Raw genomic sequence first — 15090 nt, forward strand, 5'->3', positions numbered from 1 at the left:
CATGCGCATCATCAGGAACATCTCGCCGCTCGGCGCTCTCGACGTCCCACTCCTCGGGAAGACGCTCGAGCCAGGCGAGGAGATCTCGGTCAAGAACAAGACTGCGGACCAGCTGCTGCTGCAGTCCGACAACTACGAGCTGGTCGAAGCCGGCAACGAAGGAGATGACTCCGAATGAACACACAGCTCGACTGCTCCATCGGCCTCAAGGAAGAAACCGGCTACGGCACCGCGGTTGTCCCCGACCGGTTCACCGAGTTCGTCAGCGAGTCCCTCGCCTGGACTCCCGAGTTCAAGCAGGGCGCAGGCCTCCGCCTCGGATCCCGCGTCCCCCGCGCATCCCGCCGGGCCCTGGTCAAGCAGTCCGCCGGCGGCGACATCGAGCTCGAGATGACGACGAAGGGAATGGGCCTGTTCCTCAAGGCGCTCTTCGGCAACTCGACGAGCACCGCGATCGGAGCCTCCGGTGCGTTCCAGCAGGTGCACACCCTCACCACGACGAGTCCACTGCCCTCCTACACCATCCAGAAGGGCACGCCGCTTCTGCATGGCGAGGTGTCCGCAACGACGTTCCTCGGCGCGATGTGCGCCTCGGCCGAGCTGTCCGCGTCCAACGCGGACATCGTCAAGCTCAAGACGAGCTGGTCCGCACGCGAGATCAAGACCGACACGGCGTACGCGCCGCCGTCCTACGCCGTCGACGGGGATCTCCTCACCTTCGTCCACGGGGCAATCAGGATCGGCGGAGACGTCACTCCTCCCACCGCGACTGCGCTCGCGGACGGAGGTGCTGACGCCGCGAACATCACCGAGTTCTCGCTGACCATCGACAACAAGCTCGACGAGGGCGGCTTCACGTTCGGCGGCCAGGGCAAGCGCAACCGGAGGCAGGCCGTCGGTCTCGCCGAGGTGAAGGGCAAGATCACCGCCGAGTACAGCAGCAACGTGCTCCGGGACGCCTACCTCAACCAGCTCCCGCTGACGCTGGTCATGACCTTCGAGACGCCGACCGACATCGCCCCGGGGGTGAAGGCCGCGCTGCAGATCTTCCTGCCGGTCATCAAGCTCGAGGGCGAAGTGCCGAAGTCCAACGGCGGCGAGGTCATCACGCAGTCGATCGACTTCACCGGACTGGACCCGGCGCTCGCCGGCGTCGCACCCGTGTACGCGGTGTACCGCACCACCGACACCGACATCTAGTGGCACGCCCGGCCTTCCAGCGCGGGGGCGGGCCAGACCTTCCGGAGATACAGATCACCGCTGTCAACCTCCGGCAGGTCATGGCTGACGCGAAAGCCGTCAGCCCGAAGCTCCAGCGCGAGCTGCGCAAGTCCCTCCGCTCGGTCGGTGATCACATCATCGCCGACCAGCGCGCGCTGCTGTCAGCACCGCTGCCCGGCAACGCGGTAAAGACCGGGCAGCGTATCCGATTGGTGGGCGGCAAGGGCGGGAAGAAGCAATACCTCCGCGCGGTGAACACCTACAAGGCCGAGAGTGCCAGCCGCTCACGGTCGACAGGTATGAGGAACCGGCTCAAGTCCGGCCTGAAGACCCGGGTCGTCACTGGCGCCACCCGCTCCGGAATCTCCATCCGCGCGGACAAGAGCGTCGGCGGAGCGATGACGAAGACCTGGAACAAGCGCACCTTCCGCCACCCCGTCTTCGGGAAGAAGACGTACGTGACCCAATTCGGTCAGCCCTACTGGTGGGACCCGATCAAGCGCGGCCAGCAAGAGGCCCGCACCAACGCGCTCGCCGCGATCGACAAAGCACTCGAGCAGATAGGAAGCACCGGACTGTGAAACTGATCATCAGCGGCAAGAAGTACGAGCTCGACGAATCGATGCAGAAGGCGTCGCTGAACGACCTCTACGTACTCAAGGTCCGCTCCGGAATGGGGATCAAGAGCCTCAAGGACAACCTGATCAAGATGCAGACGTACGAGGATCCGCTCGACTTCCTCGACGAGGCCGACAACCTCATGGCGCTGCAGGCAATGATCTGGCTGTGCCGTCGCTTCGCCGGCGAGAACCTCACCATCGAGCAGGCGAACTCCTGCCCGCTCAACGAGATCGGCTTCGAGTCCGATGAACCAGAGCCCGAGGCAGAGGCGGCCCCGGACCCAAAAGTAACTCCTCCGGATTCCGATCCGGCAGGCGAGCCGCCCGCACCCCAGTAATCGAGGAGACGGACGACATCGAGTTGTCCGTCTTCCGCTGGATCCCGACGATCGCCCATGTCTGGCCCGGCATCACGCCTCTGAACGTCTGGGAGATGCGCTACGACATGTGGCTGCTCTTCGTCCGCAATGCTCGCGTCTGGGAAGAAGAGCGCACCAAGAAGAAGTGAATAGGGAAGGGCGGTGCCCGTGGCTACTCAGCAGCTGCTGTTCGACATCTTCGCCAGGTCGCAGGGCGTCGAGAAGACCTTCGACTCCATCGTCAGCAGCGCCGACGCTATGGAGTCCAAGCTGGGGCCCGCGGGCCAGCGCGCTTCGAAGGCGCTCTCATCCCCGATCCTCCTCGGTGGGGCTGCCGCCATCGGCGGGGCGGTCGTCGGGCTCGGTGCTCAGTTCGGTCAGATGGCAGCCACTGCGGAGCAGAACGCCGGCGCCGTCGGCACCGTGTTCGGTACGGCGGCCGGGGACGTCGAGGGGTACGCAACCCGGGCAGCGGATGCTGTCGGTCTCTCCTCGAGCGCCTACAACGAGTTGTCAGCTGTCACGGGGACAGCCCTCAAGTCGGCGGGCGTCCCAATGGACGAGCTCGCGAAGAAGAACGACGAGCTGATCACCCGTGGAGCTGACCTCGCGTCCGTCTTCGGAGGCACCACGACAGAGGCTGTCGGCGCGATGGGTGCGGCCTTCCGCGGCGAGTTCGACAGCCTCGAGCGGTACGGCCTGACCCTGACCGCTGCGCAGGTGGAAGCGGAGCTTGCCGCTCGTGGACAGGACAATCTCGGCGGTGCAGCGCTGGAGGCGGCGAAGAAGCAGGCCACGATGGACCTGATCATGCAGCAGTCCGCGACCTCTGCGGGGAACTTCGCCAAGGAGTCGGACACAGCCGCTGGCGCTCAGGAACGCCAGGCAGCCGCCTTCGAGAACGCCGGCGCCAAACTCGGGGAGACCCTGCTGCCGGCCATGACGAAGCTCGCAGAGATCGCGACCGCGGCCGCAACGTGGATTAGTCAGAACGCGGGCCTGGTGACAGGCTTCGCGATCGCCCTCGGAGTACTCGCCGGCGTCATCGGCATACTCTCCGCAGCCGTCACCGTGATGAACATCGTCATGGCCCTCAACCCCATGACGTGGATCATCGTCGGCGTGATCGCCCTCATCGCGGCGCTCGCCCTGCTCATCGCCAACTGGGACGTCGTCGTGGCATGGATATCCACCGTATGGGGCGGCTTCCTCACCTGGCTGCAAGGTGTCGTCGGCGGCTTCGTCGGCTGGTGGAACGGCCTCTGGGCTGGCTTCGCCGGCTGGATGCAGGCGCTGTGGGCTGGCCTCGTCGGCTTCCTACAGGCGGCATGGCAGGGCTACGTCGCCTGGATCACCGCCGTCGTGGTCGGCTTCATGGGCTGGTGGAACGGCTTCTGGGCTGGCTTCGCCGGCTTCTTCCAGGCGCTCTGGGCGGGGCTGGTCGGCGTCGTACAGGGCCTCTGGCAAGGCTACGTCGCCTGGATCACCGGAGTTGTCGCGGGCTTCATGGGCTGGTGGAACGGCATGTGGAACGGCTTCACGAGCTTCTTCCAAGGGCTGTGGGCGGGTCTCGTCGGCGTCGTGCAAGGCATCTGGCAGGGCTACGTCGGCTGGCTGACCGGAGTCGTCTCCGGCTTCATGGGCTGGTGGAACGGCATGTGGACGGCGATCACGTCGTTCCTCACCGGTGCCTGGCAGAACATGGTCGCAGGCGCCACGCAGATGGGTTCGAACCTGTTCGCGTTCTTCAGCTCCATTCCGGGGCGAATCCTCGCGGTCCTCTCCGGAGCTGGCAGCTGGCTGCTCAGCACCGGGCAGAACCTCGTCTCCGGCCTGATGAACGGGATCACCGGGACCATCGGTCGCGTCTGGTCCTTCCTCGGCGGGCTCGCGGGCAGCGTCACGGGCGCGGTCTCCGGCGCCGGCTCCTGGCTCTACAGCACCGGCACCAACCTGATCCAAGGGCTCGTCAACGGCGTCCAGGCCATGGCTGGCAGGATCCGCGACGCCGTCCGTGGAGTCATCGGGAACGTCGTTGATTTCGCTAAGGACATCCTCGGGATCGCTTCCCCGTCGAAGGTCTTCACCGTTATCGGGCAACAGACCGGCGAGGGGTACGCGGTAGGCCTCGGCCGCATGGGTGCCCGGGTGAACGCCGAGATGGAACGGCTCATTGCTCCTCCTGATGCAGCCACGATCAGCTCGAGCATGAGTCCCACTTCTGCGCTCGCCGCCCGTGACTCAGACGGCCGAGTGCCTACCCGCGAGGAGACCAGGGAAGGCAACACTTTCCAGTTCTTCGGGGACCTGTTCGGCAGCGCTGAGCAGATCATCGACGAGGTCGACAAGAGGAAACGCCGGGCGAACGTCCTCACCGGCACGCGGCGCATCATCGTGGAGGTGTAATGGGAATCCTGCTGGGCGTACCACTCGCCCCGTCGTCGCTGCCGAACAACCAGTGGGAGGACGTCCGAATCATCTGGCGTGGCGTCGATGGGTCGACGTGGGATCTTACGGATCCGACCTCGGGCGTGTATCTGAACCGGGACGGCGTCGAGGGGCTGCACCACGTTGACTTCCAGGAGTGGGTGCAGAAGTCACCGACTGTCCCCGGCCAGCAGTTCAACGGCGCGCAGGCCGAACCCCGTGAGCTGTTCTTCCCGATCGAGGTCTACAACGAGAACGGGTCCGCGGAGTGGGCCCAGCAGAACGATCAGTGGTGGAAGTCGCTCAGCCCGAGGGCATACGGCGAGGTCACCGTCGTCCTCCCGGGCGGCCGCCGGTTCACGATCGCAGCGAGGTTCAAGCCGAAAGCTGGCAAGGCATTCGCAAGCGACCCGATCCACGACGGGTGGGCGGCGTACGGCGTGACCCTGGTTGCCGACGCTCCGTTCTTCCGGGGGCTGCCGAGGGCCGAGAGCTGGAAGGCGAACCCCGCACCTCTACCGTTCTTCGAGAAGAACGGTCCGCACCTGGTGAACATCGCCTCGGGCCACACCATCGGCTCAGCGTCGTTCGACAACCCGGGAGATGAGGAAGCATGGCCGATCTGGCGGGCCTTCGGCCCTCTCGAAACGGTCGAGGTAGGACTTGCAGGCATGATCGTCGACCTGCCCGTCGTGGACGCAGGCAAGGTCATTGTCATCGACACCGACCCCGTCGACCAGCGCCTCATCCAGTACGACTACGTTCCCGCGACCCCTGGTCAGGCCGCACAGTTCATCAACCCGGTGTCCCGTACAGCGGAGCTGACGAGACGGGACGACTTCGCGCCGATCCCACCGGGCCAGAAGGTCAAGCTCCAGCTGGCACTGACCGGCGCCGGGTCCGTGCAGGTCGAGATCACGCCGCTGCATTGGAGGGTCTTGTGAGGTCTCCGTACAAGATCAGCATCTATGACCGGCACTACGTCAAGCAGGGCACCCTCGGTGACGCGCTTGCCGTGGAGCCGGTCCTGCGATGCAACGACATGGGGACAGCTACCCTCACCCTCGGGCTAAGCAACTCGAAGCTCCCGGACCTCATCGAGCCGGGTTCCCGAGTCGTCATTGAGCAAGACGGGGATTACCGGATCGGTGGACCAATCCGGGGCAGGGGCGGGAAGTGGTCGGGGGCCAACGGCGAGATAACGCTGACAGTCGAGGATCACTTCCGGGTGTTCCGCCTCGTTCAGGGCTGGCCCGTACCAGGTGCAGCCCTGAGCGCGCAGACCAGCGAGTACCACACCGTATCGGGGCCGGCCGAGACGGTGCTCAAAACCGTCGTGCAATCCAACGCCGTCAACCGGCTCGGCTGGCCGATAACGATTGAGCCGGACGAAGGCAGGGGCGCCAACATCACGGTCTCCCTGCGGTTCACCCCGATCCTCGACAAGCTGTTCCCCGTGATCGAAGCCGCCGGCCTGAAGGTCACCGTTCGACACGACGGCGCCGGCCTTCGCCTCTCGGTCTCCGAGCTCGTCACGCTCCCCCGCACCATCAAAGAATCCAGCGGCACAATCGAATCGGTCACATGGAACAACCAGCCTCCGGAACTGACAGACGTCATCGTCGGAGGGCAGGGCGAAGGCGTCGAGCGGACCTTCCGAGGCTTCACGGACCCCGCTCTCGCGGAGCTGTGGGGCGAACGGTCCGAAGGATTCCGCGACGCACGCGACACCGACAACCCTCTGGTCTATGAGGAGCGAGCCGCCGAGACCTTCGCCGAGACCGGCGAGAAGTCAGGACTGGCCATCAAGTTCATGGAAAGCAAGAGCTTCGCCTACGGCGGCCTCGACGGGTTCGTGGAAGGCAACAGGCTCAAGCTCCAGATCGGGCCGAAGCTACAGATCGAGGACATCGTCAGATCCGTGGCCATGCCCTGGACACGAAACGACGGCCTCGTAGTGTCACCCCAGATCGGCGACATCACCGACGATCCGGACGAAGAAATCGGAAGGGCATTGCGGACACTCGCCGCCGGCCAACGAACAGAGAGGACACGCTGATGACATTCCGCAGCATCGGGTACGACACCACACCCGAAAACGGCGTCACCGAAATCGACTGGCAGCAGGCACTCCCCCGCATCGGCAGCTCCTTCTACGGAGTCGACGGCCTCAACGACTGGAAAGTAACCGCCGTCGCAGGCCAGGACCGAACGATCAGCATCGAACCCGGAGGCGGCTGGGGCCCCGGCGTCCACGACATATGGCCTGCCGCAGACGGGAATGTCACCATCGCCCTCGCGGCCGCAATGGGCTCACCCCGCTACGACCTCATCTGCAACCGAAGGAACTGGCAGCCAGTCGGCGGAGGCCCCAGCGCCTTCACCGTCGTCCCCGGATCCGCCACGCGGACAATCCCTGACGGCAGGCAGCACAACCCCGGCACACTCGACGACCAGCCCCTCGCTCTCGTCCGCGTCGACCCCGACCGAACCGACATCCGCGAAATCATCGACCTGCGCGCGCTCGCAGGCGGCGGCGGCGTACGCATCTTCGACCTGCTCGCCCGTGAATACCTCAACTTCCCCGGCGCCCGGGTCATGCATCAGGACACAGACTGGGCGTACGTCGCCGACACCAACGGCCAGTTCTCCTGGCAGCGATTCGGCCCGAAGAGCAGGGCCTACGGCCGAGTCGGGGAATACTACGAACCCCCAAACTCAGGGACCCGAGCCGACTACGTCATCTACTCCCACGAGATACCCGACCCCGGGTTTCCCTACCACGTCGTGGCCAGCGCGACCGTCGAGGCCGGCGGCGGCGGAGCGGGCACAAGGTGGGACGTCATCCTCGAAGTAGCCGGCACCTGGCTGGATGCTGCGCGCGGCGACGCCGTCGCCCCGTGGTTCAAGGTCAACGGCGCCGGCCCACGCTCCCCGATTACCGGTGCAACGACCGTACGGGTCATCGCACGGAAGCAGTTCGGAAGCGGCAACTTCGGCCAGTCCGCTTTCAACCAGTTCTTCACCGCCCTCGTGGTTCCTGCATGAGGCGGGGCGGCAGGTTGTCTCGCGCGCAACGACTCGATCTGCAGCTGTCGGGAGCCTCTCCTGCGCGTTGGTACGGACGAATCTGGGGTCGATTGGAAGAACCAGCCGCCATGACTGCGGCGCAGGTAGGGACGTTTCTGTTCGCTGCGGCTGCCGGGATTGTCGCCGTGGCTGGCGGGTTCCCGTTCTTGCTGACCGAAGCACTCGGCCCGGTAGCAATTCTGGTCGGCGGGATCCTTGGGGTTGGCGGGGCCATCGGTGCGTTCGCTTGTCTGCGTGGGCTTTGGTGGCTTGAACGGATCGCCCTGTTGCTTGTCGGCCTCGGCTGGGCTCTCCTCGTTCCTTCGTTGCTCTACGTGCCACTGCGCGCTCTCCTTCGCGGCTTTTTCCTGATCCTCGTCGCGATCGCGCTCTTGGACATCTACAAGCGGTACCGGCGCATTGATTGGGCCTACCTGGACCCGACCAAGTAACCGGAGGGACAACGGGGATGACTCCGGAATTGATCACCGCACTGCTGGGAACCGGTGGGCTCGCCCTCATCATCCCGAAAGCGATCGAAGGCGTTAAGGCGTGGCGTTCAGGTCGTGCGCTCGAGGAGAAGGCGACAAACAAGAGCCTTGTCGATCGACTCGCACTCGCGGAGGCAAAGGCCGATGGCGAAGCCGAGTATCGCCGTCAGATCCAGGAATACGCGGGGAGCCTACGTGTGTGGCTGGTGAACCGTGGGGTACCGGTCAGCGAGCTGCCGCCGTGGCCGAAGCGCAGAGACAACACTCTCACCGATTAGCCCTCGTGCCCGACAGGGGCCGAGGTTCTTCATGCAGGACCTAGCGTGGAAGGCACGACGATGACAGTTGAAGTTCAGGAGCACGTCCTCTCCCGGATCCTCGGAGTAGCGGCCAACCCCGACCAGCATTACGGCCTGCAGTGCGTCGACCTGGCGGACTGGTACGCCGAGCAGCTCTTCGGCGTCCCATGGGCGCAATGCCTCGGGCCAGTGGCAGGAGCCCGCGACCTCATGGACGTGGCACCTGACAAGTACTGGACCAAAATCTGGAACGACGGGTCAGTCGACCTGATCCCGCAGCGCGGCGACGTCGTGATCTACGAGGGTTGGGGCGCAAACCAGTGGGGACACGTCGGGATCCCGCTGCAGGCCGACCAAGACGGCACGAACCTCGCACAGCAGGACGGCTTCGCTCCCCCGCTAATCTTCGTCGACGGCGGCTGGTACTCGAACAAGCCCGCCCACGAGGCCCGGTACGACTACAGCCTCGGCGGCGTCACTACCGTCCGCGGCTGGCTCCGCCCGAAGCTCGAAGGCCTCGACCAGTCCGCGCGTCCTGCAGGGCAGTCCTCGCCGCAGGCGCTCTCCGGCATCGACATTGCCTCACATCAAGCGGGCATCAACCTGGACGCTGTGCCCGCCGACTTCGTAATCGTCAAGGCAACCGGCGGCACTTGGTACGAGAACCCCGAGCTTGGCCACCAGTTCGACGGCGCCGATGGGAAGCTCCGCGGCCTCTACCACTTCGCCCGCGAGGGGCAGCAGGCCGGCCCGGTTGAGGAAGCGCAGCACTTCTTGTCCCGCACTCGAAACCGCTGGGACGGCAACACTGTGCCCGTCCTCGATTGGGAAGCTGACAACGTGCACGACGTCGGCTGGGCGAAGACCTGGCTCGACACCGTCGCGGCCGCCCTCAACGGGGTGAAACCCCTGATCTACATGAACCTCAACGCCGCGATGTCTCACGACTGGTCTTCGGTCATCGACGCCGGCTACAAGCTGTGGCTGGCCCAGTACCCGTCAAGCGCCCGCCAAGGCTACGGGCCCTTGGCCGGTCGACCGAACACCGGCCGCTGGTCCACCATCATGTGGCAGTACACGCAATCCGGATCCCTCCCTGGCTACGCCGGAGGCCTCGATCTCAACGTCTTCTACGGCTCACACGACGACTGGCTCGCGCTCGCCGGTGGAAAGCCTGTCGAGCCGAAGATCGGCGCCGTCGTGACCCCTGTCGTGGTTGACCAGACGGGGTCGTACACGGTGCAGGCGGGCGACATGCTGTCCCTGATCGCTGAGCGGTTCGGCGTCAGCCTCGAGGCGCTCGTCCAGGCGAACAGGATCGCGAACGCCGATCGAATCGACGTCGGACAGATCCTCGTGATCCCGCGCGGCGGCACCGCTGTCGTCGAGACTGGCAACGTCGGAATGTACGTGGTTCAGGGCGGCGACAGCCTGACCTCCATTGCGCAGCGCTTCGGCACCACGGTCCCAACCCTCGTCGCCCTCAACGGCCTGGCCAACGCGGACCTGATCCACGTCGGCCAGACACTCAAGGTGCCAGGCTCAGCTGCAGCTCCAGTTGCAGCGGGCGCCCGAACACACACTGTGCAAGCCGGCGAGTACCTGTCCTCGATCGCAGCCCTCTATGGCACCGACTGGCAAACTCTGGCCAGCCGGAACGGGATCACCAACCCCGACCTGATCCAGCCCGGGCAGGTCCTCACCATCAGCGGCAGCGGGGGCGCTCGCGTGCACACGGTTCAGGCCGGCGAATCACTGTCATCGATCGCCGCCGCCTACGGGTCCGACTGGCAGACCCTCGCCGCTCACAACGGCATCGCGAACCCGGACGTGATCCAACCCGGCCAGCAGATCCGCATACCCTGATGCGCTTCCGCCTGCTCGCGCTCGCGGCGGTCGCTGTCGGGCTCGTAACCCTCGTGCTCTGTTGGGCACTCCTAACGCTCTGGGAGGGCGCCTCTGCCCTGCTGGAGATCGTCGCCGAAGCTCTCGAAAGGAACCCGTGATGGGAACACTCGCAGCATCCATCATCCGCACCGTCGTCCCAGTCATCATCGGAGGCCTGCTCGGCTGGCTGGTCACCCTCGGCATCGACTTTGACCAGGCCACAGACGAGGGCATCGTCCGGGCCGCGGAGACCGTAATCACCGCACTCGTGACGATCGCGTATTACGTGCTGGTCAGGATTATCGAGCAGCGTTTCCCCCAGCTCGGGATCCTGCTCGGGCTGCCGAAGGCCCCGGTGAGCTACGCGAACGCGAACACAATTCCCGGTGAGCTCACAGACCGTCACGGGCATTCCCTCGATCGCACGCCCGGCCCTGACCACCGGCGCGCCGGCTAACGACCCTTTCGGCCGCCAGGCCCTACCTGCATTGGAGTAGCGCATGACCCGTTTCCCCTACCGCGGTGACGTCACCATCGACCCGGTAACCAAGCAAGCAGCGCCGAACGCCGAGGGCCAGATCTTTGACGTCGACGACACTCAGTTCTCGCTACCTCTCACTGCTACTGATGCGGCCGGAACCCCGATCGCACTGCGCTCCAACGAGAACTGCGTCCTGCCGACGTTCTTCGTCGAGGACCAGACATCGGTGATGTGGAAGTCCGGTGACTTCGTAGCCCCGCTGACGACGTCGATGCCGATTCCCGGGCCGCCCGGCGCATCAGTCGTCGAGGTCCACGCGAACGGTGATGGCACAGCCAACTTCGCGCTGTCCGACGGCACGGTAGTCGGCCCTGTACCGCTGCCGGCAGGGCCGCAGGGCGACAAAGGGCCGAAGGGCATGCCTGCCACCGATGCTGCCAGCAACGACGAGGCCCTGACCGAGTTCGCAACAACTCCGGGAACCCAGTTCAACGCTGCACTAAGTGCCACCATTGCGGAGGCGGTCCCGGTTCGCCCCCTGATCCCGGCGCGTACGCCGTGTGAGTCGCTAGCTCAGGTTGTGGACTTCGCTTCCGGATTTCACCGAATGGCTATCGCCGGGGATTCGACTTGGAATGACGGCGGCGACCCGCCTCGCAAAGTCTTGGCGCGAATCGCTGAAATCACACCCGCCAGTGTCGGCTCCCAGGAGCAGCAGTGGAGCACCAGCACGAACGCCTACGGTAGCCCTATCGTGGTCAAGGCTGGATCTGCTACCCCTGACACGGGCGGCACGGTGCTTTCAGATAACTTCAATCGGACCGCTGCAGAGCTGGTCGGTTCAGCCACAAGCGGCGGGCAAACGTGGGCGGGCAACTCGACCGGGTCGTGGTCATCGAACGGGACTGTTGCTACCCCGGCAGGAGTTGGCGCACTGTCGTTCAACGCGGCGGCGAAAGATGTCACCCTGACTTTGCCATTCACGGTCGTGACCACTAACACAGGGACGCAGACTATCCTGCAACTCCATGCGTCAAGCACAGGCCTGTCCCTTGGTGACAACGACGTATTCGCGCAAATAGCAGTCACCAGTACAGGCCTTTTTGGATTCAGCCTCTGGAAAAGGATCGGCGGTGTCTCCGCGCAAATCGGCTCCACCAGCTACGCAACCGGAATCACTAGCAATACTGCAGCAGCGCAGGCAGCGACGCTCAAGTTGCAGATCGCCATCCAGCAGGTCACTGCGACCATCACATTCAACGGCACCGACACCGTGCTCAGTGGCACCATCACTGAAACGGACGTGCCCAAAATCGGAACAATTTCAGGAGTGAAAGCTGGTGCCGCGGACGGGCGCATCAAACTCGACTCCATCACCATGGAAACCCCGTTCACGGCTGGTGTGGCTACCCGGATCGAGTTTTGGAACGCCGCTGTACCTGGCACGAAGCTCACGTATCAGCATGAGCGGCTGGCGACCATGTTCCCGACCGGAACGGCGTTTGATTCTCTGCTAGTCACGGGAGGACACAACAACGGCACACAAACAGCAGCGGAGTTCATTGCTGAGGTTGATGCTTTCATCACCGCATTCAAAGCCGCGCACCCGGACACGCTCATCGTCATCAGCTCGCAGAACCCGCAGTACGCGCCCTCCACCACCGTCGAGGCACATGCCCGCAGACAGGTAGCACTCCGCGATTACGCCATGTCCAAGGGTTACGAGTACATTCCCGTGTTTGAGGCGTGGAGAAACCAGCCGGACGGCGGGGTGCAATACATCCAGTCAGACGGCATCCACCCAACCGTGTCGAGCCCTACGATCTCCCTTGGCTGGTCCGGGTCCACCCTCACCGCCTCAGTGTGGCTCTCGATCATCAACTCACGGCGGCAAGTGGGAACAGTGCCGGCCATTACCTCACTACCGTAGTGCTGTGATTATGGCGTCTGCCCAGACACGTGAACCTGCGTCGTTTGGGTGGACGCCCGTCCCGTCGTCTAGGAGTAATGCGGTGAGGTCCGGTTTCGTGTCGAACGCTGACCTCACATCTAGTGTGGGCAGGCCGTTCGTTCCCGCCCACTGCTTCACTGCGGCCTGGTTCTCGTCGGTCCGCTCGGTTCGCGGCGGGTTGGCGGGGTTTTGAATGATGACTGAAGTTTCAGCTTCAGGTGCTGCGGAGGCAATGGCGTCATAGGTTGCCTGGAATGCGGGGCCGATGTTCTGGGGTGTTCCGTTGTGCCCGAATGACAGGAGAACTATGTCTGGGGTTTCCGGCTGGATGACCGAAAGTTTGTCGACCGGGTAGTCGGCGGACGCACCTGACATCGAGCCGTTCCAGATCGTAATCTGCTTTTCGGCGGTGCCATAGACCTTGGGCTGGGAGTAGTACTGCTGTTTGAGTTGGTCCCACATGTGTACAGTCACGGTCGCGTTTTTCGCGAGGTCCTGTGCCCAGAGGTCCACCCATTCCCCGGAGCTGTTGCCTGTGGAGTCACCAAGAACGCTGATTATGGAAGCGCCGTCGAGTGAAACCTGTTCAGATGTTTGGGGCGCTGGAGATGAAGTCGCCGTTCCTGTCGCCGGGGAGGTGGCTATCGCGGGTGTGGTGACCTTCGCGTTGTACGCTTCAGCCGCTGCCGCGTTCTCGGCCAACGATTCCCGGTTAGCTAGGTTCAAACCAGTGAAAGTCAACACGACGGCGGTGCCGAGGCAGGCCACGGTGGTAATCTTCGCCCGCTTCGTGATGGACGGGCGGCGCTTCGTTCTGCGTACTGACGGCACGTGCTTCCCCCACTGTTAGAGACCTGCATAGATTATGCCCCACCTCTTACTCATCATGAATCCGGGATAGTAGGGAAGCGCAACGAAAGGCGGACTCCATGGACGGGTGGATGGAACTTGGATACAACCCCGAACTCGACGAGTTCGACGAAGAACTGGAGAGCGAAGAGGACGTCCAGCCCTCTCAATAGATCCGGCTTAGTGCAGTAGAGCCCCCGCCCTTCATCGGACGGGGGCTCTACTGCGTGGTTCGAGTTCGCTGAGTAGGTTCGGTTAGACTCTTCAGGTCCCGCCTCCGTAGCTCAGGGGATAGAGCAGCCCTCTCCTAAAGGGCAGGTCGTACGTTCGAATCGTATCGGGGGCACTCATGCCACGATGGACAACCCGTCGATGGCGTCCCTGCGGTCCTTGTCGAGGACCTGAGTGTAGATCTGTGTGGTTGCCAGGCTCTCGTGGCGTAGCAGCTCCTGCACGGTCCTGAGGTCGACTCCGTTGTGAACGAGGGTCGAACCGTACCAATGCCGCAGCTGGTGCGGGGTGCCCTGAACGCCGGCCCGTCGCATAGCCGAGCGGATTGCTTTCCCTACCCCGTTCGGGGCGATCGTCTCGCTCGAGGTGCCGAACGGGAACCATGGTCCCCAGCTGGGGAACGACGTCGCGAACATTGCGACAGTCTGGTGCAGCGGCAGTATCGCGGTCTTGTTGCCCTTCCCCGTCACCGTCAGGCTCATCGTTCGTACATCGACGTCCTCCCCGCGGATCTTCGCGATTTCATGGATCCGGAGTCCCTGCAGGGATGCGAGCAGCACCATCATCTTCGTGCGCCGACGGTTGCATGCCTTCAGGATCAGTGGCAGGTCGTGACTGCTGACCGGCCGCGGCAGTCCTTTCGGCTGCCGCGGGATCGGAGTCTGCGCGGTCGGGTCCTCGGTCCGTTTCCCAGTCCTGACAAGCCATTTGCTGTAGGCGCGCAAGTGCTTGTGGTAGGTCGCCCTGGTCGACTGTCCGATGCCAGGCCGGCCGATGAACGTGATGACGTGCTCAGGAGTGATTGCGAGAGGGCCAGCGTTGGTCGTCGCGAAGAAGAGCGTGAGGAGGTATTCCCGGTCCTGGATCGTACGAGGCGACAGGCCCTGAGCTTCCTGCCACTTCCTCCAGGATCGGAGCACCCCCATAGTGTCGTTTCCCATACGAATCAGTTGTAGGCGAGGAACGTCAATTTGTGGCAACGGAGAGACCTTCTGTAGCTGGAACGTTACGGGTACCTGCGAGTAGGAACGAACGCTGGGGAGATCTTGCGGACTCCCTGCGGGAGCTCTGGTCTTGCTTGGTCCCCAGCCCCAGTGACCCGCTGACCCCGACCCCGCTCTTCAGCATTCACCCACGACGAGTAGACCCACCCCGTAGGAGTGCGTCGCTCTATGTGGCCTTCGGTTCCAGTAGCTGTCTGGTTC

17 protein-coding genes and 1 tRNA gene are annotated in these 15090 nt (G+C 64.1%); 16 read left to right on the forward strand and 2 right to left on the reverse strand.

The window, feature by feature from the left end; all coding sequences use genetic code 11:
- Window position 1: 1 nt before the first annotated feature.
- The 15 genes from CXQ96_RS18345 to CXQ96_RS05250 all read left to right on the forward strand — a co-directional run bounded on the left by CXQ96_RS18345 (window position 2) and on the right by CXQ96_RS05250 (window position 12784).
- Window positions 2–178, forward strand: coding sequence for a hypothetical protein (locus CXQ96_RS18345; protein ID WP_181036362.1), 177 nt, complete (start codon window positions 2–4; stop codon window positions 176–178).
- Window positions 175–1200, forward strand: coding sequence for a phage tail tube protein (locus CXQ96_RS05195; RefSeq protein ID WP_104116967.1), 1026 nt, complete (start codon window positions 175–177; stop codon window positions 1198–1200). The genes CXQ96_RS18345 and CXQ96_RS05195 overlap by 4 nt, the downstream gene beginning before the upstream one ends.
- The gene (locus CXQ96_RS05200) at window positions 1200–1802 is read left to right on the forward strand and encodes a hypothetical protein (protein WP_104116968.1); all 603 of its coding nucleotides are present in this window, start codon (window positions 1200–1202) and stop codon (window positions 1800–1802) included. Before CXQ96_RS05195 ends, CXQ96_RS05200 begins: the two co-directional genes overlap by 1 nt.
- Window positions 1799–2179: a hypothetical protein gene (locus CXQ96_RS05205; RefSeq protein WP_104116969.1), complete on the forward strand. Its 381-nt coding sequence runs from the start codon at window positions 1799–1801 to the stop codon at window positions 2177–2179. Before CXQ96_RS05200 ends, CXQ96_RS05205 begins: the two co-directional genes overlap by 4 nt.
- Before the next feature lie 23 nt (window positions 2180–2202).
- Window positions 2203–2349, forward strand: a complete 147-nt coding sequence (locus CXQ96_RS18350; protein ID WP_181036363.1) for a hypothetical protein — start codon at window positions 2203–2205, stop codon at window positions 2347–2349.
- 19 nt (window positions 2350–2368) lie between these two features.
- A complete protein-coding gene (locus CXQ96_RS05210) occupies window positions 2369–4606 on the forward strand; it encodes a hypothetical protein (protein WP_146070820.1) in 2238 nt (745 codons plus the stop codon).
- Window positions 4606–5571 carry a hypothetical protein gene (locus CXQ96_RS18355; protein WP_181036364.1) on the forward strand — a complete coding sequence of 322 codons (966 nt, stop codon included), beginning with the start codon at window positions 4606–4608 and terminating at the stop codon, window positions 5569–5571. The genes CXQ96_RS05210 and CXQ96_RS18355 overlap by 1 nt, the downstream gene beginning before the upstream one ends.
- A complete protein-coding gene (locus CXQ96_RS05220) occupies window positions 5568–6686 on the forward strand; it encodes a hypothetical protein (protein WP_181036365.1) in 1119 nt (372 codons plus the stop codon). The genes CXQ96_RS18355 and CXQ96_RS05220 overlap by 4 nt, the downstream gene beginning before the upstream one ends.
- Entirely contained in the window at window positions 6686–7675 is a 990-nt protein-coding gene (locus CXQ96_RS05225; protein WP_104116973.1) for a hypothetical protein, read from the forward strand. Before CXQ96_RS05220 ends, CXQ96_RS05225 begins: the two co-directional genes overlap by 1 nt.
- A gap of 110 nt (window positions 7676–7785) precedes the next feature.
- Window positions 7786–8148, forward strand: coding sequence for a hypothetical protein (locus tag CXQ96_RS05230; RefSeq protein ID WP_104116974.1), 363 nt, complete (start codon window positions 7786–7788; stop codon window positions 8146–8148).
- 29 nt (window positions 8149–8177) lie between these two features.
- A complete protein-coding gene (locus CXQ96_RS05235; protein ID WP_146070821.1) occupies window positions 8178–8465 on the forward strand; it encodes a hypothetical protein in 288 nt (95 codons plus the stop codon).
- Between the two features lie 60 nt (window positions 8466–8525).
- Window positions 8526–10352, forward strand: coding sequence for a LysM peptidoglycan-binding domain-containing protein (locus CXQ96_RS05240; protein ID WP_146070822.1), 1827 nt, complete (start codon window positions 8526–8528; stop codon window positions 10350–10352).
- Window positions 10352–10492, forward strand: a complete 141-nt coding sequence (locus CXQ96_RS18360) for a hypothetical protein (RefSeq protein ID WP_181036366.1) — start codon at window positions 10352–10354, stop codon at window positions 10490–10492. Before CXQ96_RS05240 ends, CXQ96_RS18360 begins: the two co-directional genes overlap by 1 nt.
- The gene (locus CXQ96_RS05245) at window positions 10492–10830 is read left to right on the forward strand and encodes a hypothetical protein (RefSeq protein WP_219816091.1); all 339 of its coding nucleotides are present in this window, start codon (window positions 10492–10494) and stop codon (window positions 10828–10830) included. Before CXQ96_RS18360 ends, CXQ96_RS05245 begins: the two co-directional genes overlap by 1 nt.
- A 43-nt stretch (window positions 10831–10873) precedes the next feature.
- On the forward strand, window positions 10874–12784 hold the full coding sequence (locus tag CXQ96_RS05250; RefSeq protein WP_104116977.1) for an SGNH/GDSL hydrolase family protein: 1911 nt from the start codon (window positions 10874–10876) through the stop codon (window positions 12782–12784).
- Here CXQ96_RS05250 and CXQ96_RS05255 read toward each other — a convergent pair.
- The gene (locus CXQ96_RS05255; RefSeq protein ID WP_181036367.1) at window positions 12776–13573 is read right to left on the reverse strand and encodes an SGNH/GDSL hydrolase family protein; all 798 of its coding nucleotides are present in this window, start codon (window positions 13571–13573) and stop codon (window positions 12776–12778) included. The genes CXQ96_RS05250 and CXQ96_RS05255 overlap by 9 nt on opposite strands.
- A gap of 354 nt (window positions 13574–13927) precedes the next feature.
- Here CXQ96_RS05255 and CXQ96_RS05260 point away from each other — a divergent pair.
- Window positions 13928–14000, forward strand: a tRNA-Arg gene (locus tag CXQ96_RS05260).
- 1 nt (window position 14001) lies between these two features.
- Here CXQ96_RS05260 and CXQ96_RS05265 read toward each other — a convergent pair.
- Window positions 14002–14826 (reverse strand): tyrosine-type recombinase/integrase, encoded by an 825-nt coding sequence (locus tag CXQ96_RS05265; protein WP_104116979.1) that lies wholly within the window; start codon window positions 14824–14826, stop codon window positions 14002–14004.
- Window positions 14827–15090 lie beyond the last annotated feature (264 nt).

It is taken from the genome of Arthrobacter sp. B1805, from assembly GCF_002929745.1.
Classification (GTDB): domain Bacteria; phylum Actinomycetota; class Actinomycetes; order Actinomycetales; family Micrococcaceae; genus Arthrobacter_D.

What these genes read in the sequence shown, in the direction of transcription:
- CXQ96_RS05230 (WP_104116974.1), top strand. Translation starts at nt 7,786, where the DNA reads ATGACTGCGGCGCAGGTAGGGACGTTTCTGTTCGCTGCGGCTGCCGGG.
- CXQ96_RS05265 (WP_104116979.1), bottom strand. Translation starts at nt 14,826, where the DNA reads ATGGGAAACGACACTATGGGGGTGCTCCGATCCTGGAGGAAGTGGCAG.
- CXQ96_RS05240 (WP_146070822.1), top strand. Translation starts at nt 8,526, where the DNA reads ATGACAGTTGAAGTTCAGGAGCACGTCCTCTCCCGGATCCTCGGAGTA.
- CXQ96_RS05250 (WP_104116977.1), top strand. Translation starts at nt 10,874, where the DNA reads ATGACCCGTTTCCCCTACCGCGGTGACGTCACCATCGACCCGGTAACC.
- CXQ96_RS18360 (WP_181036366.1), top strand. Translation starts at nt 10,352, where the DNA reads ATGCGCTTCCGCCTGCTCGCGCTCGCGGCGGTCGCTGTCGGGCTCGTA.
- CXQ96_RS18345 (WP_181036362.1), top strand. Translation starts at nt 2, where the DNA reads ATGCGCATCATCAGGAACATCTCGCCGCTCGGCGCTCTCGACGTCCCA.
- CXQ96_RS05225 (WP_104116973.1), top strand. Translation starts at nt 6,686, where the DNA reads ATGACATTCCGCAGCATCGGGTACGACACCACACCCGAAAACGGCGTC.
- CXQ96_RS18355 (WP_181036364.1), top strand. Translation starts at nt 4,606, where the DNA reads ATGGGAATCCTGCTGGGCGTACCACTCGCCCCGTCGTCGCTGCCGAAC.
- CXQ96_RS05245 (WP_219816091.1), top strand. Translation starts at nt 10,492, where the DNA reads ATGGGAACACTCGCAGCATCCATCATCCGCACCGTCGTCCCAGTCATC.
- CXQ96_RS05195 (WP_104116967.1), top strand. Translation starts at nt 175, where the DNA reads ATGAACACACAGCTCGACTGCTCCATCGGCCTCAAGGAAGAAACCGGC.